Genomic DNA, 23,169 nt, shown 5'->3' with positions numbered 1-23,169 from the left:
GATTGAAGATATAGCGGGTGCCAGCGGTGCTTCGTGTTTCGACGATGGTATCGGCTCGCCCTGCACTAGAGCGCCCACCGCAATACCAACAGCGAGTGAAGGCACCGCACCGACTAATGTGCCTAAGCCGAAGCCAATCTTCCGTCGGAACCATCGCCCTTCAGCTTTGCGAACGCTCTCTTCCAGTGCTCGAACCGACTCTTCACGGGAGGTAACCGCGGCTTCGCGCTTTGCGACTGCTGCATCCCGGCCATCCAGCCTGTCGTCCTTCCAAGCTTTGTGAGCGTCAGCTATCGCATCGTTCGCTACGTTCAGCTTTCCACGTATCCCGTCCAGCAAACCCATGAATCCCCCTTTGTCTACCCTTAGCCAAGCCTCAATATGCGGTCTTGTCGGCCCGGCAAACTTCCAATCGCTGGCTGTGGCTTATGCGCTCAGCGGCTTGATTTACGAGGCTGAGGGATGGCTAACGTCGTTATGCACGGGAATGTCGATATGGTCGCTGTGAGCGAGGACGTGGTTTCGGCGTTGGGCAGAAACGGGTCGCACCCGCGGTGATAGCGCTGCTACCGGTGCTCGCTGCCGCCATTGTTCCAGCTGGTCAAATGTTCGCCTGCACTCCTACTGCGGTTTACGATGGCGATGGTCCTGTCTGGTGTGCAGAAGGCCAGAGGATCAGGCTCGCTGGCATCGCTGCACGTGAGATCGACGGCACGTGTAGGACAAACCAGCCATGTCCAAGTGTGAGCGCCGATCGTTCACGTGACGAGTTGGTGATGCTGTTGGGCGTGCCGATCGGCCGCAAGCGCGAGGGCCATGTCGTTGTGCGCGGCCCGGTCATGCGGTGCCGATCGGAAGGGAATGGCAAAGGGTCAAGAACGGCAGCTTGGTGCGTGTCGCCCCGCAGCGGCGATGTATCATGTGCGATGGTGCGAGGGGGCTGGGCGCTGAGGTGGCGGCGATACTGGCGAACGCATCGGTGCTGATGCGTAAAGCGATCATGGCTTCCGTCTTACCGACCAGATCAGGGCTGACAGGCTGGTAATCAGGGCTGAGACTGCAGCGACGTAGGCTGGGATAAGGTTCATCATGGAACGCCTCCTCTTGTCGTCTGATAACCCCTCCGGTTCTCTGTAGGAAAGTTGTTTGTCACAGCATAAGAGTGCGTTGCAGGGCAACCAGGCAATCGTTGGCAGGCATCAGCCTCAATGGATCAATCGCCAACACAGTGCCGATCATCCAGAAGGAGGTCTCCAAATGCGCATCGTTCAGACGCGCATTGTTCCAACCCAGATCGCTACCGGTAATTGCTACAAGCCAGCGGTGCAGGTTAGCGTTTCGGTCACATCGCAGCCAGCACCACTTCCTGGATCGGAACTAGGCGAAAGAACGTAAAGGGTCGAGCTTAGAGATCATCTAACCGTGGGTGATACAGTTAACATACACTATTTACGCCGGCGCCGATGCTGGTACTATCGACATCAATCAGCACTCTGAGTGAAAGAGCAGACTTACTTAGTACTGAAAATATCAAGCGTTACGGCAAGAAACGATGGGGAGGCAGTTATGGCCGCTTGGGTTCACCGCATCTTGGCGGTCATCGGATTAGGTTTTCTTTACATGGCCTTAGTTCCAACCTCCGCAAAGGCTGAGAGTTGTCATGAGATCTGCATTGGCCATCTTCCGTTTGGTGGCTGCATATCGAAACAGCGAATCTGCAGGCCAGGGCCACCACCTCCTATTTCGTTGCCGGACCCTGAAATCGTAAAAAATCGGTGCCTCGCCGATCTCGGCAACTGTTCTGGTGAGATTATACAGCGGATTAGTCCGACGGAATTGATCAATGCGTGTGGTCAAAATCTAGCAAGGTGCCCGGAGGAAGTTTTGAAGCGAGCTCCAGTGCAACTCGTGCGGCCGCTAGTACAAGACTATATTCTTTCGCTGCGTGCACAAGCGAACACGAAATGGCAGTCAGTACCTCCCCACATTAGCGCTGCATTCGCGAGTAAGTTCCCTGAGATCGGTCTGCAGCAAGTAAGGTTCGCAACCGGGATCAACACGATCCATGGTCAGGCGATAACTATTGGTGACGAGATATTTTTTCCGCAAGAGGAGATAGATCTGTATTCATATAGTGGTCGTATGCTTCTGCTTCATGAACTGAAACATGTTGTTCAATACAAGAATAAAGGCGGCGTAGATGCCTTTATTAGCGAATATATTCTTCATGCGCCCGGAAAGGTTGTTCAGCTAAAATCCTTTAATGTACACGACGAGATTGGAACTGAGCATGAGGCAATCTCTTTTTCGGAGGCCATCATGGGGCAGTACGGGCGCATTTTCAAAGTTGACAATCGCTGCGCTCAAGACATTCGACTCTTCATGGAATTTTACGACAGGGAAGCTGGCGAGTGGATTCAAGGTGGCTGGTGGTCGCCTGCAGCAAATCATATCACTCGCCTTAGAACCGATGGTGCTCTCATACATTCTGCAAATGGCTCATTCCTTTTTTATGCGGAAGACCAAGATGGTAATCTCAAATGGGCAGGAGATTACATGAGGGATTTCAATGGTGAGACATATGGAATGAAACTATTCGAAACGGATGCAACCTCAGAGTTTCACACGTTAGAATTAAGTTGCTAATCGATCTGAGCCTGTAAGAAGACTATCATTGATATTGAGAAGGTCATCGTAAGCTCGGCCATCAATCTACATTAGATGTTTCATGATGAGATAGGGCCGGGCAGTCGAGCCGAAACCTCCGGGGTCTTCAAGCGTCATCTACCCAATTGTCACAGGCCCAGCGCCGATCGATATGCGCCGGCGTTCGCGCGGACGTGGGTCAGTTGAGCCTTTTCGCCGACCTTCGTGTTCAGTGCCGCCGCGAATGCTTCGGCCGGATCAAAGAGGACGATGTTCTTCACGGTTGCCCCTGCACCGCCGCCGCCACCGTTATCCACGTGCCGCGGATCATCGCGCGTCAGCACTTCCTCGCCACGTTCCAGCACCGCCGGAATCTCGTTCGGACGCAACCCGGCTATCCCACCTTCGTGATACCGGACGGCGCTGGCGACCCATGCCGGGTTGAACGCACGCGGAGTGCCACCTGCGCCGACCACGCCGCCGCTGTGGAACTGGAAGCCGCCGGTGCTGAAGCCTGAGCCACTGGTATCCAGGCCCCCGCCGCCACCCGCCGCGCCCGCAGCCGCCTTCAGCAATCCTGACACCAGATTGAAGATCACCTGCTGTTCAATCATGTTAGCAATCTGCCGCAGGAAGTCTGCCGCGAACTGCAGGAACGCCTGGCCGAGCGACTTGAACGCGTTGCCACCTTCAGCCACCGACTGGGCGAACCGGTCGAGCGCCGACACCGCGCTGCTGGCGAACTGCTGGGCGATCTGCTGCCCGGCGATGCCCATCACATAGCCAAGCTGCTGTCCGGCGGCGACAGATGCATCGAGGCCCAGCTTGATGTTGTCGATCTGCGCTGCGGTCAGCCCCAGCGCGGCCATGGCTTCCGGGTTTCCGGCGAGCGCGGTGTAGAATGCCTTCGCCTTACCAATGGCAGTTTCCAGGCGCGCGTTCACGGCATCGAGTTGCGGCTGCAACTGGTTCGCCATGCCGGTCTGCCCGGTCTCCTGGAAGAACTGGATCTGCTGCTGCAGGGACGCCCGCAGCGCGGTGAGATCGTCCACCGGCTGCTGCACGTCTCGGCGCTGGTTTTCGAACGTGTCGCGGGCGTGCTGGGCGTCGAAGTACGCGCCTTCCACGTCCCGCAGTTTATCCAGACGCAGCTTCAGTGCAGGATCGTCAGCCGCAATGCCGGCCTTGTCGGCATCCGCGCGTGCCTTGGCGATCGCGTCTTCAATGGCGGCTTGGCGCTGGGCAGCCAGCAGCGCGGCACCGGTAAGGCCCGACTGTTCCTTGAGCTGCTTGGTATCCAGTTCACGCGTCGCGGTCGTCCGGTCGACGGCAGCCAGGATCTCCTGCTGCTTTTCCAACTCCCGATCATAATCGGCCGCGGCATCCACGATGTTGGTCTGGAAGCGCCCCGACCCATCTGCCGGGAATACGCCCTTGCGCGGGTCGACCGGCTTACCGTTGACCTCGACCTGGTAGTGCAGGTGCGCGCCGGTGCTGTTGCCGGTGTTCCCACTCTTGGCGAACGTCTCGCCCTGGCGAACCACCTGCCCCTTACGGGCGGTCGAATTGTCGCTGAGATGGCCGAACTTCGAGACCGTGTTATTGCCGTGGTCGATGTAGACGAACTTGCCCAGCTTGGAGTCAAAGCCGGACTCGATCACCACACCGTCAGCGGGCGCACGGACAGCCGTGCCTACCGGTACCGCGAGATCGATCCCCTTATGGACGGTCGACGCACCTGCCTTGGGTGCCTTGCGCAAACCGAAGCCGGACGTGACGGGCGCCCCGGCCACCGGCGAGATGAACTGCGTCTGCTTGGCGATCCGCTCGCGCTCTTTGCGTTCACGTTCAGCTTGGTCAGCAGCGCGCTTGGCTTCGTCGGCAGCACGCTTCTGAGCAGCCGCGCGGGCCTCGGTCGCCTTCTGGTTGACGTATGCCAGCTTCGTGGCTTCGTCGGCGGCTGAAAACTCCTTGTCGACGAACGCGCGCGCTTTGCGACGGGCTTCCTCGGTCTCCTCGGCGATCGTCTTCTGGGTCCGCTGTTCAGCCGTGGCATCGCGAAGGTCGGCGTTCGCTTTCTGCTGAAGCTGAGTGTTCCGAGCGACCGTGTCGCCTTGTGCCTTCACCTCGGCGGTGGACGATTCCAGTGCCTTCAGTTGCCCTTCGGCGGCGGCCTTTTGGGTTTGGAAAAATCGAAGGCTCGCTTCTAGCTGGCCACGCGTAGCACTGCCCGCTGCTGCCAATTGCCGTTCCGTGATGCCGATCTGATCGCCCGACGCCTTGATCTGTCGGCGAAGGTCATCAGCTGTCGATACGCCCCGCAGTGCGCGGATTGCCTGAGCTGCATCCCGCCCAACTTGATCAAGCAACCCAGACACGCCTTTGATCGGTGCCGTGTCGGACAGGTAATCCAGAAACTCACGCCAAGCGCCGCCCAGTTCGCGGATGGCCGACGCCCATGGTCCGCGGGCTTTCTCGGCAGCATCGCCCATTTTCTCCCGGAAAATGTCGAGTGCGAGGTTGCGCGCCTCACCAGCGCGACCTTCATCGAACAAGACTTGGATCTGCTCGCGCTGCGAGGCGGTCAGAAAGTTGTATGCTGCATCCAGCTTCTCGACGGCATCACGGCCGCCGGTGAACGCCTCGCTGACTTCGCCGACAGCCTGCTTCAGATCAACGCCCATGACCTCCGACAAGTCGCTTGCAGCTTGGCCAAACTCGGTGATGTGGGACTGGTCGACGCCGTCTTTGGCAAACTGGCGAACCGCGGCAACCGCATTGTCCGCCGACAACCCGTAGGCATCTAGCGCCTCGGCAGCGCGGTTAAGTTCAGGTGCGCCATAGGACGACCCGTCAGCCGATGCCGCCAGTTGGCCCATGAACCCGCGCAACCGCTCAGCTTCGTTGCCGGCCTCGTTCATGCCGATCACAATCGTGCCTATTGTTGCAGCGAAGGTGAGCACAAGCGGATTGGAAAAGGCACCCGCGATCGCGCCGCCGGCCTTCGGGAAGATCTGGAGGATCTGGCCGCCCTGTTGCGCCAACGTCTGGGTCAACGAGGTGCCGGATGCGAGCTGGGTGACGATATCGTTTAGCTGATAGCCAAGGTTCTGCAGCTCATGCGGTCGGAGGCCCAAGGCGCTGCCACCGCCCACGTTCTGCTGACCCAGCGACTTGGCGGCCCGGTCGGCGTTGACCCGCAACAGGTTCTGCGCGGCGGCCAGTTCGGTCGCGCTGATCTTGCCCCGTTTGTAGAGGTTGTCGGCTTCTGCGAGTTCTTTGTTCAGACGATCTTGGATGACGCCCAGCGGGTTTAGTGCAGCCCGCAGCCGGTTGGTCGCCTCAACCAGTTCCTTCTCAGCAGCGGATGCCTTCTGTGCTGCGGCTTCCTCTTCGCGCAGTTGCTGGGCGAATGCCGTCTCGGATGCACGTACGCCGGCACCACCGTTGCCCTCAATCCGGGCACGGGCACGCATGGCAGCCTCGGTCATGCGGACGGATGCCGCATAGTCGCGCTCGGCCTGCTGCGCGCGTTCCGTGGCAGCGATCTGACGTTCGATGTCCGTCAGCCCGGATGACCGGAACACGGACGCTGAGTCAGCCGCCGACTTCCCGCTGACCGATTGCGTGCTGCGCGCGATCGCCTGTTGGACCTGTGCGACCCGTTCGGCGGCGATCTCCTGCTGCCTTAGAGACTGGGTGAACTTGTCGCTCTCAGCGGCCGCGAACGTGCTGACGGCACCGGCCAGCTTGGTCTGCCGTGCAAGATCGCCTAGTGTCGACGCGCTACGGTCGAACCCGTTTTCCTGGGTGGCGATGGTGCGCGAGAGACCCTTGATCTGGGTCTCCAGGTTCTTCACCTCAACCGCGACACCGGCATACCGGGCGATCGCGTCGCGCGTGGGCGGGCCGACGAACTTCCCGCTCGCCGTGTTCATGCGCTCTTGGGCGACACGGGCAGACTCTAGCGGGGCCTCCATGCTGCGCAGTTGATCGCGGTTGGCGACCAGTGCCGCCTCTTGCCGCTTGAACGCATCGACACCCTTGTCCGCAGCGCCGGCAATCTGGCTGTAGGCACGATCGAGACCGGCCAGCGCGGTGACGGCTTGCTGGATGCCGGTTGCCGATGACTTGGAACCGGCTGCGACATCTTTTTGGGTCGACAGGAGATCAAGGAGCGCGGACTCGATGGCGCTGACGACCTTGGAAGCCTCGTCGCGTGCCCTGATGACGAGGGTCGAATCTATGGTGCCGGACTTACCCATGTGTCATTTCTCCACGCAGGACCGCGGAGTGCCTGCAAAGTTCTTCCCCTATGGTGTCGAGGATAGCCTGGTGATCGTGGCTAGCGATTGTAGCCGCGAAGATTTGCATCGCTCTGACTGCGATCACTGTCGGGTGCGTTTCGGCCGTAGTCTGCGGGTATATCTCCGAGACGATGGCTGAGTTTAGAGCCTGATCTGTCGCGATCACATGCACTGCGACGGCGAATACATCATCAGGATGATCCAAGCCTAACGACGGCTGATCAATCATCGGGCCGAAGCGCGGCGCAACGGTGGCAGCAATGAAACGGATTTGATCTAAGGATAGATGTGGGGATGCCATGGGCGCTTACTCCTTCGGAACCTATCTCCCGTTTACCACAAGATCCTTATCTTCCCAACGTCACGTGTTAGTTGAGATTCACGGATAAAGGAATATCCTTCAACCGTTACTTGAATATAGCAAAAGGAGTGTTTAAGCGTGAAGTATATACTGTTGACTGCCCATGATTTGTTTGAGCATAACGAGGCCGCGCCAAGCTTGGCGCTTGGAGATGATCAATGCCCGAAACTGACAAGATGGCCGCTCTGACCTTCGTAACCCGCCTGAGTGACGGTCATCTGGATCTGTGGACCCCGGAGTGTCCCGCAGACTGGGCAGCCGGCAACGCCATGGGGCGCGACTATGCTGCCGAATGCCTGGCGTATGCCAGGAGTGAAGGTGACGTGACGATGTTCGCCGCAGTCATGCGGGCGATTACCCTGAAGGGCGTCTATGGCGCCGTGGAGACTGGGTTCTGTACGCAGGTCGGCATCGAGGCCGCCGACATCGGCGCGATCGCTGCATCGCCTGACGCGCAACCGACCAGAGACGTGGTCTAACCCAGCGTTTGAAGCGCGGGATGTCGGTAGCGGTGTAGATCGCTTTGAACCGCCCAGAGGCCAACTCGATCCGCATCCGGCCCTACGCTGGCTGGCGAATCAGGGTCGAGTGAGATTGCCATTAGATTTGTGAGTGGGTGGATACGGTCTGCGAGAGGGCAGGGCGGCTTGTTACCCGCCCTGTTACCCGCCGCTGCCAGTGCCTCTCGAACGACCTGCTAAGTCATTGATTTGTGGTGCCGGCTGCAGGGTTCGAACCCGCGACCCCCTGATTACAAATCAGGTGCTCTACCAACTGAGCTAAGCCGGCCCGCGCTTTGCGGATACGGCGCCCCTTACCGCGTTGTGGGGGCGCCGGTCCAGTGGTGTTGTGGTCTGGATCAGAAAACCGCGCGGGGGGTGCGTTCCTTCATCATCGCCTGGCGGATCAGCGGGATGGGCGCCCCGCCGAAATCGAGGAAGGTGTCGTGGAACGCCTTCCAGCTCTTGCGGCCACCGCGAGTGGCAGTCCAGTCGTCGCGCAGCTTGCGGATCATCAGCTTGCCCAGCGTATAGTTGAGGTAGGCCGGATCGTAGGTGCCGCGCGCCGCCTGCTGCTCGGCGGTGCCTTCGGTCTGGTAGCACTCGTTCTGAAACATGGCTTGCGATTGTGCCTGGGTCATTGTGCCCGAATGCAGGCCCACGGCCGAAAGATAGCGACAGTCGCGCAGCAGCGCGTTCGAGATCTGGCCGACGTGGACACCAGGGTCGCCGTTACCCAAGCCCGCTTCCCACATCATCTCTTCCGAGTAATGCGCCCAGCCTTCGGCATAAGCGTAGCCGACGAAGATGCGCGCGATCCACGAGGGCGCGCGGTTGGAGTGGAGAAACTGCAGGAAATGGCCGGGCATGACCTCATGCACGCTGGTGAACAGCAGGTCGTTCTTGCCGGGGATGTAGTCGAGCTGCTTTTCCTTGGACCAAGCCGGATCCGGCGGCGAGATGTAGTAGATCGACGGGATGCCCTTCTCGAACGGTCCCGGGGGATCGATGTAGGCGCTGTTCTGCCGGTTGTAGGGCGGACTTTCACGCACCAGCGCCTGTTCGGTGCCTGGGATCGTCGCCAGGTCCTTGGCGCGCACGAAGGCGGTCAGTTCGGGGATCTGCTTCGTGGCGGCGGCGACCGGGCCATCCGCCGGCTTCTCGGCGTTGAGCTTGTCGAAGCACTGCGCGATAGTCTTGCCGGGAGTGTACTGCGCGCAGGCTGCCTTCAAGGCTTCTTGATTGCGCTTGAGGTCGGCGCGGCCGATCGCTTCGATCTGGGCGAGTGGCAGGTCGACGCCTTCGGTCTCCTTGAGCATGCGCGAGAACTTGGCCGCACCCAGCGCGTATCCTTGCGTGGCGGTGGGCTGCTGCGTCTTGAGCCACGCTGTCAACGCGTCCATCGCCGCTGCCGCCTTTTCCGAGGACGCCTTGAACTGCGCCTGCAGGCTCGCGTCCTTGACGTCCGCGAAGGCGGTGCGCGCGTCGCCGCGGTAGTATTCGCCGAACCCACCGAAGCCGGCGATGCCGTGCTTGATGAAGCTGGCGGGCAGCGGCGTGCGCAGGTTGGCGCGGATGTTCGCGGCGGCGGCGGGGATCGCGTCGAAGAAGCTGATCATCGCCCGCATGCGGGTCGGCTTGTCGGCATATTCGCGGCTGACGTAGACGTTGGGATCGAGCCCGCCGTCGATGTACCACGCCGGGTTGGTGTGCGGTCGGTCGGCGTCGACGATCCAGAACAGCTCGCGCCGGGCGACCGCGACCAGGTTGTCGCGCTCCATCGCGTCCTGTTGAGAGAGGGCGGTGTAGGCGCCGGCATCGGTAACGATCGAGCGCAGGAACGCCACCCGCTTGGCAAGGCCGGCTTCGCTCCAGTCAGGCAGCTTGCCATCGAAACGGTGGTCGCCCTGATAGACGGCAGTCGAGGGATCGAGCGTAAACCACTGGGTGATGGTGGCTTGCACGTAGTCCTTCCACGCGGGCTTGGTTGCCGGCGCGGTTGCCGCGGGCTTGGGTGGAGCGGCAATAACCGCCGCGCTGCTGCCCAGCGCCAGGCAGGCGATTCCTGCCAGCAGCCTTTTCCGGATCGTCATCGCGTCCCCTTTTCCTGTTTTGGATGAGAGTGTTGCCACATCGGACAACCCCTTCGTTGCCGCAAGTGTGAGCTAAGCCGCGCCGAACGTCCAGCCTTCGGTGCAGGCGGTCTCTTCATCGAGCCCGGAGGGTTGCCACAAAGCATGATCGTCGGCGTGGCGACGCAGCCAGGCGGCGGTGAGCAGGGCGTCGGTGGTGTGATCGTCGAGTGCGCCCACCAGCAGCGCCGGGGGGGAGCCGAGTGCGGTGAGCGCAAGATCGAGGGCGGCGCCATCGCGGATCTTGGATCGGCCGACAGTGCGTTGCGCGGCCAGCGCCGCGATGGCGGTGTAGATTTCCACCACGACCGATCCTCGCGTTGGGATTGCGAGGCCATCGACCGGCCAGACGAATAGGCGTCGGTCGAGCCGGTGGAGCAGGCGCATGCCGGTGAGGCTCGACTTGCCGACTTGCGCCGCGCCCACGAGGTTGAAGTTGCTGTAAGGCTTGCAGCCTGCGCGCTCTTGGGCAGCCTCGGTCACCCGGAAACGGCCGCGCCGGTGCGTGGCGTGTGGGTGATGGAACAGCGCACCTTCGCGTCCCCCATGGCGTCTGAAGTAGGGGCTGGCTTGTGGGTGATCGACGAAGCTGGCCGCGGCAAGGTGCGGGTCGTGCGCGCAGATCTCGTCGATAAAGCGCCACAGGGCCCGGGCGTCATGCGGGCTTTGCAGCCAGTCAGGGAAGAAGGCGCCAGCGTCGGCGAAGGGTAAGGAGATGCCGAGGTCCATGCCGACGAGCGTGTCTGCGGGCAGGTCGGTCACGAGGTAATCGAGCACGCCTTGTCTCGACCAGTGGCGATGGTCGGGAGGCGATAACAGGCGCGGGGCTCCGCCACTAGCCGAGCAGATGCCAAGCGCGATGCCGGGGTGACGCTCACCAGCGGCGCCGGACCAGTCGATCGCGAGGAAGTGGGAGAAGCGAGGTACGGTGCTATCCACCCATCACTCGCCCTGTCGCTCGCGCCGCTTCTTGTCCCACCATTCCATCCGCTCGATAACCTGGCGCTCGAAGCCGCGTGGTACCGGCTTGTAGTACGTCTGCGGCGGCAGCGTCTCGGGCCAGTAGTCGGCGCCCGAAAAGCCCTCGGCATCATCGTGATCGTAAGCGTAGTTCTTGCCATAGCCGATGTCCTTCATCAGCTTGGTCGGCGCGTTGAGGATGCTGGGCGGCGGCATCAGCGAACCGGTTTCGCGCGCGGACTTGAAGGCGGCTTTTTGCGCGGCATAGGCGGCATTCGATTTGGGCGCGGTGGCGAGATAGAGGCAGGCCTGAACGATCGCGAGTTCACCTTCTGGAGAACCCAGAAACTCGTAGGCGTCCTTCGCGGCAAGGCATTGCACCAGCGCCTGCGGATCGGCCAGGCCGATGTCCTCGCTGGCGAAGCGGACCAGCCGGCGCAGCACGTAGAGCGGTTCTTCGCCTGCCGTCAGCATCCGCGACATGTAGTACAGCGCCGCCTGCGGGTCCGACCCGCGCAAGGATTTGTGCAGCGCGGAAATGAGGTTGTAGTGTCCCTCGCGATCCTTGTCATAGACCGCGACGCGCCGCTGCAGGAACTGGCCAAGCGCGGCAGGGTCGAGCGGTTGGGCCAGTTGCGCGGCATAGAGCGTCTCGGCCTGGTTGAGCAGGAACCGCCCGTCGCCATCGGCCGAGGCGACCAGCGCCTCGCGCGCTTCGGGGGTGAGGGGCAGGGCGCCCTCCAGTTCCTCGGCGCGTTCCAGCAGCGACGACAGCGCGGTGGCATCCAGCCGATGCAGGATCAGCACTTGCGCGCGGCTGAGCAACGCCGCGTTGAGTTCGAAGCTGGGATTCTCGGTGGTGGCGCCGACCAGGGTGACGGTACCGCGCTCGACGTAGGGCAGGAAACCGTCCTGCTGGGCGCGATTGAAGCGGTGGATCTCATCCACGAACAGCAGCGTGCGCTGGCCGGCTTTGGCCGCGACGTCGGCTTCGGCGAACACCTTTTTCAGGTCCGCCACGCCCGAGAACACCGCGCTGACAGCGGCGAAGCGCATGCCCACAGCATCCGCCAGCAGGCGGGCGATGCTGGTCTTGCCGGTGCCGGGCGGTCCCCACAAGACGATGGATGACAGGCGGCCCACCGCCACCATCCGCCCGATCGCGCCTTCCGGCCCCGTCAGGTGCTCCTGCCCGACCACTTCGGCCAGATTGCGCGGACGCAGACGATCGGCGAGCGGTGCGTCCGCGCGTACTGGATCGGCGGCGGGAACCGGCTGGGCGGGCATGTCGTCGGCAAAGAGATCGGCCATGTCGCGCATCTAGCGATTGTTGCGCCCGATTGCATCGGTCTGCCGCGCCCCCTACAGGCGCGCGATGACCGAGCGCCCGCAGCCCGCCCCAGTGGGGACGCCGATCCACCTGTGGATCATCGGCGGCCTCGGAACGGTATGGGGTGCATTTGGCTGCGTCGACTTCCTGCTGATCAACATACGGCATCTGTCGTACATCGCCAGGCTGTCACCCGACGTGATCGACGCTCTCGACGCCTTGCCGGGCTGGGTGGTCGTCAGTTGGGCCATGCAGATGGGTTTCGGCCTGTTGGGCTCGCTGCTGCTCCTGGCGCGTTCCCGTTGGTCGGTGCACGCCTTCGTGGCGGCTCTGTTCGGCCTGGTCGCGCACCAAGGCTATCAATTCGCGGTCGGATTGCCGGCGGGCATGATTTCGGTAGGCGCGATAAGCATGCTGTCGGCCACCTGGATCATCGCGATCGCCCGGCTTGTCTATTCCCGCGAAATGCGCGCGCGCGGCGTTTTGCGCTAGCACGCCGTCGGCTTATCCCAGCGTGCGTTTGCGAAGGACCAGCCGCAAGTATGTATCGGCTACGGCCTGATTGATCCGATTCCAGCTGAAATCGAGCGCGCGACGTTCGCCAGCATCGCCGTGGCCTGCACGCAGGCCGGCGTTTTCGATGTAGCCGCGCAAGGCTTCGGCGAACTGATGGACGGCGCCCGGGCGGATCAGTCGACCCGAGACATGATCTTCGACCAGGCTTTCGCTACCTGTCGCTGCGGCGGCCACCACGGGCAGGCCGCAGGCCATCGCCTCCAACGTCACGTTGCCGAAAGTCTCGGTGACGGACGGGTTGAACAGCACGTCCATGCTGGCCACTGCACGGCCCAGGTCGTCGCCTGCCTGAAAGCCGACGAACGATGCGCCCGGCATCCGGCTGTGGAACCATTCGCGCGCCGGCCCTTCGCCGATAACCAGCACCTTATGGTCGACGCCACGCCGGCGCAGTGCGTCGATCGTGTCGCAGAATACGTCGAGGCCCTTTTCCATCACCAGTCGGCCCAAAAAGCCGATGACGATCTCGTCGTCGGCTATGCCAAGGCCCTGGCGCCAGGCAAGATCGCGCGCGCCGGGATGAAAAACGTCGCGGTCCACCCCGCGTGACCAGATCGAGATGTCATAGTTCATCCGCTGCTCGCGCAGCACCTGGGCCATGCTCTCGGACGGGGCAACCAATGCGTCGCAGCGGCGATAAAAGCGGCGCAGGAACGCCTCCATCACCGGTTCTGCCCATGCCAGGTTGTAGTAACGCAAGTACGTTTCGAAGCGGGTGTGCACCGACGCAAGCACCGGCAACTGGCGCTTGTGCTGCCGTGCCCAGGTCAATGCCTGATGCGCGACTGGATCGGGCGACGACAGGTGCACCACGTTCGGTGCAAACGCCTTGAGGTCACGCCGGGCGCTGTTCTGCAGCGACAACGGCATGCGGTACTCTCCCCGACCGGGGATCGGCAGGGCGCGAATGCCCACGAGATCCCCGGTCGCTGGAAATGCAGGCTTGGAGACGACAGGAGAATAGACCCGCACCGCCGCGCCCTGTTCGAGCAGATAGCCGGCCAAGCGGTTCAACGCCTGGTTCGCTCCGTCCCGCACATAGTTGTAATTGCCCGAGAACAGGGCGATGCGCAGGTCGGATATTTCCATAATGGCGAGCGCCATAGCCGGGCAAGGCACGCTTGGCGAGCCCGCGCGCGGGAGTTGCGGCGCACCATGCCCGGAACGGACCGGACCCGCCGTTCGCCGGGGCCGATCCGTCCGTCAGCGTATCAGGAAAGCCACGATCAACGGCGATCGTCGCGGCGCCAGTCGCCGCGACCATTATAGCCCCGGTCGTAATTGCGGCGGCCATAGTTGCGGCCGTCACGATCCCAGCGCCGTCCATCACCGCGGCCATACCCCCGGTTCCAGCGGTTGTCGTTGTACCCACGGTCCCATCGGTTGCCGTAATAGCTGCCACCGTAGAAGTTGGGCCGGCCGTAATACCGATCCTGGTAATAGCGACGCGGCGCACCTTCGTAGTAGTAGTAGTAACCTGGGCGTTCGCGTACCGTCACATAGCGCCGGCTGCCATAGTAGCTGCGATCGTAGTACCGGCTGTCACCACGATCGGCGATAGCCGCGCCTACCGCCAGGCCGAGTATGCCGGCCCCGATCGCGATTGCGGCATCATCGCCGCCTCCGCGACGATCCCAGCGATCCTGCGCTTGCGCGCCTTGGGCGAAGCCCAGCGTCGTAGCAGCCAGCGCCGCCGCGACACCCAATGTCCTGAGGTATGCTTTCATCCGAATACTCCCTTGCGGGGCCTGCCAAGTACGGCGGAAACGGCGGGCACCTCGACACCATCATCGAGACGCGCAATTGAGCAGAACGGCGCTGAACCGGGTCTTAACCTATGCTTTGGAGCCAACCGGCCGGTAGTGGCGCGAATGACACACAGGCCGGCTATAGCGAAAGTGCTTATGCAACCCCGAAGGCCGGCAAGGCTTTAGCGCGTCGAGGGAAGACGCCTAAATCAATTGCTACACCTTCTTGGGAAGACATGATGACCAACACACGGCAAATACTGGCGACGGCGACCCTCGGTCTGGGCCTGGCACTCGCGATGCCCGCAACCGCGCAGCAGCGCGACACCGCGGGCGATTTCAGCGGACCTTATATCGAGGGCTTCGGCGGCCTGGCCGCCCGCGGCAGCGACGGCGGTTCGCGTCTGGAATTCGATTCCAATCAGGACGGCACTTACGGCGACACGCTGATCGCCGCGAACCGCGACGCATTTTCACCCGGCTTCTGTGATGGCCGCGCGCTCGGCCGGCTGCCGGAGAACGGTTGCAAAAGTGACAAGGATGGCGTCGAGTATGGCGGTCGCATTGGCTACGATTATCGCATGAACAATTTCGTTCTGGGCGGTCTGGTCGAGGCTACCAAGAACGAGGCGCGCGATGCCACCAGCGGCTTCAGCACCACGCCCGCCAGCTACACGCTGCAGCGCGATCTGGACTACAACGTCTCGGCCCGCTTGCGTGCCGGCTATACCCCCGGTGGCGGCATGCTGTTCTACGTGACTGGTGGCGGCAGCATGGCGAAGATCAACCATAGCTTCTTCACCACCAACGGCGCGAATTCGTTCGATCAGGTTCGTGACAATAAGCGGATCTGGGGCTGGCAGGCTGGCGGCGGCGGTGAGCTGATGGTCACAAACAACGTCAGCCTGGGCGTCGAGTACCTGTACAATCGCTATTCGGACGACAAGAGCTATGTGCTGGTTGGCCGTGGCACCGCGCCGCTGACCAACCCGTTCGTAGCGCCATCGGGTGCGACCCGGATGCGGATCGCCGACGATCGTTTCGACTATCACTCGCTGCGTGCAACCGTCGGCTTCCACTTCTAGGCCATGCGCTTCGCAATGATGAGCTAAGACAAGGCGCCCGGTTCAGTACGAACCGGGCGCCTTTCGGTTGTCGGAGCGGGCAAGGGGATGCCGCCCCGAGCCGATTCCCTCAATAGCCGCGGCGTCCATAGTAGCTGCTGTCATAGTTCGGGCCGCGGCGCTGCCAGTCATAATTATCATAGCGCCGTCGCTCGTCGTAGGCGGATCGATCATAGTCGCGATCATCGCGATTGATCGTGGCATCGTAGCGGTGATCGCCTTGACCGGTATTGCCGCTCGACGCGACGATCGCCCCCAGCGCAAGGCCGATAACACCGGCGCCGATGCCGACAGCCGCGGTGTTATCGCCGTGGTGGCGGTAGTAATCACGCGCTTGAACCGGAGCGATCGATGCCATGGCACTGGCTGCCAACGTCGTTGCGACGATGCCCTTCGTGACGGGGTTCATGTATGATCTCCAGAAAAAGAAGGTGGCGGCCTGATCGAAGATTCGCACACCGTCCTGCGATGAAAATCTATCTGCACCCCCGTGACTGAACCAAGGCAGGACGAGGCCGGCAGCCTTCGTTCATAAAAGGTGGTGACATAATGAATGGCAGCACTGGGGAATTTTTCGCGCTTATCAAAGGTAAAGCATCGAGAAGCCCCGTCGCTGAAATGATTTACGGGCACGTCAGAGTGAAGGTGCAGGCCGGAACGGGTTACCGCTTCGAGACGATTAATGGGCAAGGCAGTCAAAGGAGTATGCCCGTGTCTATCCTCGACAAGATCGCCGCCGCCGTTACGCCCATGGCATCTGATGCCGAACGAGCGCAGGCCCGCCGTGATGCTGAACAACTATCTCAAGGTGATGACTGGCTTGGTCAGGTGCTCGCTCACCATCGCCAGATTGAACACGCCTTCGATCGTGCGCTGAACGCGGATGGCGGCGCGGAGAGGCGCCAGGCGGCAAGCAACCTAGCCGTGATCCTCATGGCGCATTCCAATGCCGAAGAAGCGGTACTGTACCCTGCGTTGGTGGAAGCCAGCAGCAAGGCGCACACGACCATGGCTTACGAAGAGCAGGCCGCGGCGAAGATCAACATGGCGATACTGGAAAGCCTCGATCCGATGAGCCGCGAATGGCGCGACAAGCTAGAGCACATCCAGGGTGCCGTTCTCCAGCACGTCTATCAGGAGGAAAGCTCTTGGTTCCTCGACGTTGCCAGGAATGTTTCGGCCGGCCAGCAGCAAGTGCTGACAAAACGCTATTCCGAAGAGTTCGGACGTAATTCCGGGGTGGCGCAACCCGCCACAGTCGCTTCGATCGCCTGACCATCAGATCGGCTGAACGAAAAACGGGCGCTCGCATCGCGAGCGCCCGTTGTCCTGTTTCAATCAGGCCGCGTTTTTCTTGCGGCTGGCCTTCTTGCGCTCGTTCGGATCGAGCAGCGCCTTGCGAAGACGGATCGACTTGGGGGTGACTTCCACCATCTCGTCATCGTCGATGTATGCGATGGCCTGCTCCAGCGTCATCACGCGGGGAGGGGTGAGGCGAATCGCGTCGTCCTTGCCGGTCGAACGGAAGTTCGTCAGCTGCTTGGACTTCATCGGATTGACTTCGAGATCGTCAGGCTTGGCGTTCTCGCCGATGATCATGCCCTCGTAGAGCGGCTCGCCAACGCCGACGAACAGGATGCCACGCTCTTCGAGTGGGCCAAGGGCGTAGGCAACGGCTTCACCGGCCCCGTTCGAAATCAGCACGCCGTTCTTGCGGCCAGCGATCGCACCACGGTGCGGGCCATACTTCTCGAACAGGCGGTTCATGATGCCGGTACCGCGCGTGTCCGACAGGAATTCGCCATGATAGCCGATCAGGCCACGCGACGGCGCCGAGAAGGTGATGCGGGTTTTGCCGCCGCCCGAGGGGCGCATGTCGGTCATCTCGCCCTTGCGGGTCGCCATCTTCTCGACGACGGTGCCGGAGAACTCATCATCGACGTCGATCACGACAGTCTCGTAGGGCTCAGTCGGCTTGCCGTTCTCGTCAGTGCCGAACAGAACGCGTGGACGGCTGATGCCCAGCTCGAAGCCTTCGCGGCGCATCGTCTCGATGACGACGCCCAGCTGAAGTTCGCCACGACCGGCGACTTCGAAGCTGTCCTTGTCCTCACTTTCGGTGACACGGATGGCGACGTTGGATTCCGCTTCGCGCGCCAGTCGGTCGCGGATCATGCGGCTGGTGACTTTGCTGCCTTCGCGACCCGCCATCGGCGAATCGTTCACGGCGAAGCGCATCGACAGTGTCGGCGGATCGATCGGCTGGGCGTGCAGCGGCTCGGTTACCGACATGTCGGCGATCGTGTTCGAAACGGTAGCGGTGGTCATGCCGGCGATGGAGATGATGTCACCGGCCTTGGCTTCGTCCACGGGGATACGGTCGAGACCATGGAACGCGAGCAGCTTCGACGCGCGGCCGACTTCGACGATGTTGCCGTCGTTATCCAGCGCGCGGATCGGATCGTTGACCTTGACGGTGCCCGACTGAACCTTGCCGGTCAGGATGCGGCCAAGGAAGTTGTCGCGGTCGAGCAGGGTGACGAGGAACTTGAACGGGCCATCGACGTCCGCTGCCGGTGCCGGCACATGCTCGACGATCTTCTCGAACAGGGGCGTCAGCGTGCCTTCGCGCGAATCCGGATCTTCGCTGGCATAGCCATTGCGGCCCGACGCGTAGAGCGTCGGGAAGTCGAGCTGCTCATCGTTGGCGTCGAGGCTCACGAAGAGGTCGAACACCTCGTCGAGAACTTCGGCGTGGCGGCCATCGGGACGGTCGATCTTGTTGACGACGACGATCGGCTTGAGGCCCAGGCCCAGGGCCTTGCCGGTGACGAACTTGGTCTGCGGCATCGCGCCTTCCGAGCTGTCGACCAGCAGGATCACGCCGTCGACCATCGAGAGGATACGTTCAACCTCGGCGCCGAAGTCGGCGTGTCCGGGGGTGTCGACGATGTTGATGCGATAGCCATTCCACTCGACCGAAGTCGGCTTGGCGAGAATGGTGATCCCGCGCTCCTTCTCGAGATCGTTGGAATCCATCGCACGCTCTTCGACGCGCTGGTTGTCGCGGAAGGTGCCTGACTGGCGGAAGAGCTGGTCAACCAAGGTGGTTTTGCCGTGGTCGACGTGCGCGATGATCGCGATGTTGCGCATCGGTAGGGGGGCGGACATGTGAAGCCTGTACGTTCGAGGATAGGTCAGCCGGCGCTACGCTGCGCCGCACAATCGCAGGCGCCCTTACTCGTATTCTGTAGTTTGAGCAAGCGCAGCGAAAACGCAGCCAATTCGTTTCACATCCCGCACCGCTCACAATAAGGTGCGGTTGCAAGAGCCACAACAGGGGAAACAGGCATGCTTGAATACATGATCCTGCCGTTCAAACGGTATGCACAATTTTCTGGCCGGTCGCGCCGGATGGAGTTCTGGGCGTTCGGATTGCTGAACGTGATCGTCTATGCGGTGCTGGGCGGCATCGCGATTGGCACCGGCGCGTCGATGGCATCACTGGCCCAGGGCGGCAGCAACCCCGGGGCGGCAATTTCCGGTCTGTTCTTCAGCGGTTTCGGCTTGTTGCTGGGTATCTACTGGCTGGCGACGATCGTCCCGACGATCGCGGTTACGGTGCGTCGTCTACACGATCGCGACATGAGCGGCTGGTGGTATCTGGGCTTCATCGTGCTGTCGTTCATCCCGCTGGTCGGCTTCATCGTAAGCATCGCGTTCCTGGTCATCATGTTCCTGTCCGGAACGCCTGGGCCTAACCGCTTTGGGGAAGATCCCAAGGATCCGGCCAACGCGCAGGTTTTTGCCTAAGACATGGCCGGCTCGCAAGACGATGAGCGTCCGCGAGCCGGCTTCATGCAGAACGCAAGGGCTACTCGGCGGTCCGCTATCACGAGGATTGCGTTTGCGAGTATGGCCATCGTGCTTGGTGCCGCAGCTTCGGGTTGCGATGGCAAAGCACCTTCGCAAGAGCCCGAAAACAGACCGGATGCCGAGCAACCGCCGGCCATTCCGGTAATGGGGCCGGAGCGGGCAATCCTGGCATTCGGCGATTCCCTGCTGGCTGGTTATGGCCTGCACGATGGCGAAAGCTATCCTGCGAAGCTTGAGGCGGCTTTGCGGGCACGAGGCGTAAACGCGCGGATCACCAACGCCGGTGTTGCGGGCGAAACAACCGGGGAGGGGCTGGCTCGGTTGCCTGCCTTGCTCGATGCCCAGCCAAGCACGCCAGATCTGGTCATCATCAGTCTGGGTGCCAACGATATGCTCCAAGGCCTTCCGCCGATTGAGACCCGCGCTGAACTGGGCCAGATTCTGCGCATTCTCAAGGATCGGCATATCAGCGTACTGCTGCTCGGAATGATGGCGGCGCCCGATCTCAATCCGCAATATGCACGCGATTTCAATCCGATCTATCCCAGCCTCGCGCACGAGTACGGAGCTGCATTGGTGCCGTTCTTTCTCCAGCCTTTGCAAGGCAAACCCGATCTGGTGCAACCTGACCGCGTGCATCCAACCGCACTTGGGGTCGAGGAGATCGTCGCCGCAACCGTGGATGATGTGGCGCAAGCCCTGCCGAAGCGCTGAAGCACGATCGGGTTGTCCGATGCCGCCCGTCGTTGCGCTATCTTCGTTGGGTTGCCGTCCCGCCGTCGACATTCCAGACAGCGGCTTCTCTCAGGATCGCGGCGAAGGGAGGAGGCTCGGTTCCTGTCAGCCAGACCTGAGCCGACCCGGCCCGCAGACGTTCGAACAAGGCCTCTCGCCTCAGCGGATCGAGGTGAGCGGCGACCTCGTCCAGAAGCAACAAGCGGGGACGCCGCTCCCCGGTGCTTTCCAGCAACTGCGAATGAGCAAGCACGATGGCGATCAGCATCGCTTTCTGTTCGCCGGTTGAACATTCCGCCGCTGGCTGGTCCTTCGTCGCAAGCCTGACTTCCAGCTCGTCGCGATGAGGCCCGATCAGCGTTCGCTGCGCTGCGCGATCGCGCGGCCGCCCATCTCGCAGCGCCGCCGCCAGTTCGTCGATGCCGGTCGGACCGCCTGCGCGATAGGCAAGCGTCGGCTGCGCGAACGGTGAGTCCGGCAGGCTCGTCAATACAGCGCCGAGCCCCTCGACCATGTCGCGCCTTGCCTGGGCCACTATCGCCCCCGCCGCGGCAAGCTGTTGTTCGATCGCGTCCAGCCAGCGCGGGTCGGGTTGGCGGTCATCCGAGAGCAGGCTGTTGCGCTCGCGCAAGGCGCTCTCCAACCGCGTCGCGTTGGCCGCGTGACCCGGGCTGTCCGCCAGTACCAGCCGGTCAAGGAAACGTCGCCTTGCACCTGCGCTTTCGGAAAACAGGCGATCCATCGCCGGGGTCAACCAGCCGATCGACAGCCATTCCGCCAGACGAACCGCAGGGGCTTCGGCGCCGTTGATCTGCACCACGCGCCGGCCGGGGCGTTCGGCCAGAACCCCCGTACCAAGTCGCACCGGATCGCCCCGGCCAGCCAAGTCCGCGCTGACCGTAAAGCCACCGCGCCCGGTCTGTGCCGGCATGTCCGACAGCGCTGCGCGTCGCAGTCCCCGACCGGGCGCAAGTAGCGAAATCGCTTCGAGCACGTTGGTCTTTCCAGCGCCATTGTCTCCGACCAGAAGATTGAACTGCGCCGTATCGTCGACGCGGGTGTCCCGGTGATTGCGGAAATCGGCAAGCTGGATGCGGTCGAGCGCCATTGCCTGCGGCCTAGCCGCGTCGCGGGGGCGGCGTCAAACAGGTCGGTCGATCAAGAGGTTCGCGTCTTGGCGAAGGGTGAAAAGTTCACGTTTTCGTCGAACACATCCACGCCTTCGCGCCGTTTGAGATAGCCGACGACCAGATACGTCACCGGCGTAAGTACCGCCTCCCACACCGTCTTGATGAGCCACTGGGTCACGATCAGCGACAGAATCAAATGAAGCGGAAATCCGGGTACACCGAGGAAGGCGAGCGGGTAGAACAGCAAACTGTCCATACCTTCGCCGAAGATCGTCGATCCGATCGTGCGGGACCACAGGTGCTTGCCCTGCGTCATGATCTTCATCCGCGCCAGGACAAAGGAGTTGACGAACTCACCCGCCCAGAATGCCACCAGCGAGGCGAATACAATGCGCGGCGTCTGGCCGAAGATCGCCATGTAGGCCGCCTGGTTCGGTGCGGTCACATGCTGACCGGCTATGCTATAGGTGGCCGAAGCGAGTGCCCATTCCGGGTTAGCCGGGATGTTTACCACCACGACGCTCATGGCGACCATGAACAGCAGCGCGAAAAAGCCCGCCCAGATGCAACGTCTGGCGTTCGCATAACCATAAACTTCGGTCAGCACGTCGCCGATGATGTAGCTGACGGGAAAGAACAGCACTCCTGCGCCGAACGTGACCGGACCGACCAGTGGTAACGTGATCTGCGCCTGTTTAGCCGCGCCGATCAGGTTAGACAGCAGCAGGATGACGACAAAGCCGGTCATCACGAAATCGAAAAAGCGGAAATGGCGCCGGGATCGGGACGATCCATCGATACGGGAAAGTTGCGCGTCGTTCATCGTCACAGCCTAACTCGGTGCCGAAAGGCCGCCTAGAAGTTTTCCGTCATCATGGTCCCTAATGCGTCGATCAGTTTGCCTGACGCTGGATACGCGCTATGGGCGATGGCCTGCGCGCCCGTAGTTCAACTGGATAGAGCACGAGCCTTCTAAGCTTGGAGTTGCAGGTTCGAGTCCTGCCGGGCGCGCCATCGCTTTCTCATGCCAAGCTGCCGCGCATATTGCAGCTACATTCCCCATCCATCGAAAGCCGAGGGGACGCCGAATTTTTCGCTGGCGATAATCACGGTTTCGGGGGCCGAGATGACACTCCGATCGGACCCATGCAGGCACTTTGCGGCCAGCTCATATCGTGGACCTTTTGATGATCTGATGGGACGCCGGCGGATTGGCGCGTCAGGCGCGTCATAGGTCCGATCGCTTTTTCCGCAATTTGGCCTGCAGCTCACCGTGCGAAGACCTCGCATTGCGGGGGCAGCGTATTCGCCTTTGCCGGGTGAGGTTCCCTTGGTTGGGTGGGGATGTGTCGGTTTTTTCAAAAAGTGTGTTGACCGACTCAAGAGGTCTGCATATATGCCGCTTCACCGGAGGGAACGACGCGTTGGTGTTGTTCTTCTGGTCGCCCAGATAGACGGACAGCTTGTCTCCCGACCTGAAAAGCGGGGGGTTATGGTTGTCCGGCTTTACTGTTCGGCGCGAGGCATTTGGGCTTTTGGTCTGGGTGTTTTGGTTCTTTGACATTGTTGGTTTAGATGAAGGGACATGTGGGCGACGGCGCCCGGTCCGGGGGTCTTTGGGCTCCGGTAACCGGTATTAAGTCGATGCCTTAAAAGTCTTCTATGTGGCGTTTGCGTCATATGGATGACAAGCATGTCCTTCGTATCCATTACGTTTGAAATGCAGGTATCGGCTCCCTGAAGT

The 23,169-nt window shown here is 61.7% G+C and carries 18 protein-coding genes and 2 tRNA genes; 8 read left to right on the top strand and 12 right to left on the bottom strand.

The window, feature by feature from the left end; translation table 11 throughout:
* The first annotated feature begins 1,497 nt into the window (after positions 1-1,497).
* The gene (locus ACXJ1Z_RS02475; protein WP_463779287.1) at positions 1,498-2,646 is read left to right on the top strand and encodes an eCIS core domain-containing protein; all 1,149 of its coding nucleotides are present in this window, start codon (positions 1,498-1,500) and stop codon (positions 2,644-2,646) included.
* Positions 2,647-2,795: 149 nt separating this feature from the next.
* Here ACXJ1Z_RS02475 and ACXJ1Z_RS02470 read toward each other — a convergent pair whose 3' ends face one another.
* A complete protein-coding gene (locus ACXJ1Z_RS02470) occupies positions 2,796-6,911 on the bottom strand; it encodes a peptidoglycan DD-metalloendopeptidase family protein (protein ID WP_463779286.1) in 4,116 nt (1,371 codons plus the stop codon).
* Entirely contained in the window at positions 6,904-7,254 is a 351-nt protein-coding gene (locus ACXJ1Z_RS02465) for a hypothetical protein (protein WP_463779285.1), read from the bottom strand. The genes ACXJ1Z_RS02470 and ACXJ1Z_RS02465 overlap by 8 nt, the downstream gene beginning before the upstream one ends.
* 218 nt (positions 7,255-7,472) lie before the next feature.
* Here ACXJ1Z_RS02465 and ACXJ1Z_RS02460 point away from each other — a divergent pair, with 218 nt between their 5' ends.
* The gene (locus ACXJ1Z_RS02460; protein WP_463779283.1) at positions 7,473-7,793 is read left to right on the top strand and encodes a hypothetical protein; all 321 of its coding nucleotides are present in this window, start codon (positions 7,473-7,475) and stop codon (positions 7,791-7,793) included.
* A 234-nt stretch (positions 7,794-8,027) separates the two neighbouring features.
* Here ACXJ1Z_RS02460 and ACXJ1Z_RS02455 read toward each other — a convergent pair.
* The 4 genes from ACXJ1Z_RS02455 to ACXJ1Z_RS02440 all read right to left on the bottom strand — a co-directional run bounded on the left by ACXJ1Z_RS02455 (position 8,028) and on the right by ACXJ1Z_RS02440 (position 12,217).
* Positions 8,028-8,103 (bottom strand) — tRNA-Thr (locus tag ACXJ1Z_RS02455).
* Positions 8,104-8,173: 70 nt separating this feature from the next.
* On the bottom strand, positions 8,174-9,907 hold the full coding sequence (locus ACXJ1Z_RS02450; protein WP_463779282.1) for a DUF885 domain-containing protein: 1,734 nt from the start codon (positions 9,905-9,907) through the stop codon (positions 8,174-8,176).
* 72 nt (positions 9,908-9,979) lie between these two features.
* Complete coding sequence (locus tag ACXJ1Z_RS02445) at positions 9,980-10,885, bottom strand: hypothetical protein (RefSeq protein WP_463779280.1); 906 nt, start codon at positions 10,883-10,885, stop codon at positions 9,980-9,982.
* A 3-nt stretch (positions 10,886-10,888) separates the two neighbouring features.
* Positions 10,889-12,217 carry a replication-associated recombination protein A gene (locus ACXJ1Z_RS02440; RefSeq protein WP_463779279.1) on the bottom strand — a complete coding sequence of 443 codons (1,329 nt, stop codon included), beginning with the start codon at positions 12,215-12,217 and terminating at the stop codon, positions 10,889-10,891.
* A 64-nt stretch (positions 12,218-12,281) separates the two neighbouring features.
* Here ACXJ1Z_RS02440 and ACXJ1Z_RS02435 point away from each other — a divergent pair, with 64 nt between their 5' ends.
* Complete coding sequence (locus ACXJ1Z_RS02435; protein ID WP_463779278.1) at positions 12,282-12,728, top strand: hypothetical protein; 447 nt, start codon at positions 12,282-12,284, stop codon at positions 12,726-12,728.
* Between the two features lie 12 nt (positions 12,729-12,740).
* Here the strand turns inward: ACXJ1Z_RS02435 and ACXJ1Z_RS02430 are convergent, their stop codons facing one another.
* On the bottom strand, positions 12,741-13,901 hold the full coding sequence (locus tag ACXJ1Z_RS02430; protein ID WP_463781144.1) for a glycosyltransferase family 4 protein: 1,161 nt from the start codon (positions 13,899-13,901) through the stop codon (positions 12,741-12,743).
* A 137-nt stretch (positions 13,902-14,038) separates the two neighbouring features.
* On the bottom strand, positions 14,039-14,539 hold the full coding sequence (locus ACXJ1Z_RS02425; protein ID WP_463779276.1) for a hypothetical protein: 501 nt from the start codon (positions 14,537-14,539) through the stop codon (positions 14,039-14,041).
* 257 nt (positions 14,540-14,796) lie between these two features.
* On the opposite strand from ACXJ1Z_RS02425, the gene ACXJ1Z_RS02420 reads away from it, so the two are divergent.
* Positions 14,797-15,645 carry an outer membrane protein gene (locus ACXJ1Z_RS02420; protein WP_463779275.1) on the top strand — a complete coding sequence of 283 codons (849 nt, stop codon included), beginning with the start codon at positions 14,797-14,799 and terminating at the stop codon, positions 15,643-15,645.
* Between the two features lie 109 nt (positions 15,646-15,754).
* On the opposite strand, the gene ACXJ1Z_RS02415 is transcribed toward ACXJ1Z_RS02420, so the two are convergent.
* A complete protein-coding gene (locus tag ACXJ1Z_RS02415; RefSeq protein WP_463779274.1) occupies positions 15,755-16,093 on the bottom strand; it encodes a hypothetical protein in 339 nt (112 codons plus the stop codon).
* Positions 16,094-16,233: 140 nt separating this feature from the next.
* Here ACXJ1Z_RS02415 and ACXJ1Z_RS02410 point away from each other — a divergent pair, with 140 nt between their 5' ends.
* Complete coding sequence (locus ACXJ1Z_RS02410; RefSeq protein ID WP_463779272.1) at positions 16,234-16,959, top strand: hemerythrin domain-containing protein; 726 nt, start codon at positions 16,234-16,236, stop codon at positions 16,957-16,959.
* A gap of 63 nt (positions 16,960-17,022) precedes the next feature.
* Here ACXJ1Z_RS02410 and typA read toward each other — a convergent pair whose 3' ends face one another.
* Complete coding sequence (typA, locus tag ACXJ1Z_RS02405) at positions 17,023-18,855, bottom strand: translational GTPase TypA (RefSeq protein ID WP_463779271.1); 1,833 nt, start codon at positions 18,853-18,855, stop codon at positions 17,023-17,025.
* 180 nt (positions 18,856-19,035) lie between these two features.
* Here typA and ACXJ1Z_RS02400 point away from each other — a divergent pair, with 180 nt between their 5' ends.
* Both ACXJ1Z_RS02400 and ACXJ1Z_RS02395 read left to right on the top strand, forming a co-directional pair.
* Positions 19,036-19,497: a DUF805 domain-containing protein gene (locus tag ACXJ1Z_RS02400; protein WP_463779270.1), complete on the top strand. Its 462-nt coding sequence runs from the start codon at positions 19,036-19,038 to the stop codon at positions 19,495-19,497.
* A 3-nt stretch (positions 19,498-19,500) separates the two neighbouring features.
* Positions 19,501-20,274: an arylesterase gene (locus tag ACXJ1Z_RS02395; RefSeq protein ID WP_463779268.1), complete on the top strand. Its 774-nt coding sequence runs from the start codon at positions 19,501-19,503 to the stop codon at positions 20,272-20,274.
* A gap of 37 nt (positions 20,275-20,311) precedes the next feature.
* Here the strand turns inward: ACXJ1Z_RS02395 and recF are convergent, their stop codons facing one another.
* Together recF and ACXJ1Z_RS02385 are read right to left on the bottom strand one after the other, a co-directional pair.
* Positions 20,312-21,403: a DNA replication/repair protein RecF gene (recF, locus tag ACXJ1Z_RS02390; protein WP_463779267.1), complete on the bottom strand. Its 1,092-nt coding sequence runs from the start codon at positions 21,401-21,403 to the stop codon at positions 20,312-20,314.
* A gap of 50 nt (positions 21,404-21,453) precedes the next feature.
* Entirely contained in the window at positions 21,454-22,248 is a 795-nt protein-coding gene (locus tag ACXJ1Z_RS02385) for a queuosine precursor transporter (protein WP_463779265.1), read from the bottom strand.
* A gap of 114 nt (positions 22,249-22,362) precedes the next feature.
* Between ACXJ1Z_RS02385 and ACXJ1Z_RS02380 the strand changes: the two genes are divergently transcribed.
* A tRNA-Arg gene (locus tag ACXJ1Z_RS02380) sits at positions 22,363-22,439 on the top strand.
* Positions 22,440-23,169 lie beyond the last annotated feature (730 nt).

It is taken from the genome of Novosphingobium sp. TK46 (assembly GCF_055361525.1).
The sequence above is the reverse complement of the archived record's forward strand: the minus strand, read 5'-3'. Positions and strand labels throughout refer to the sequence as shown.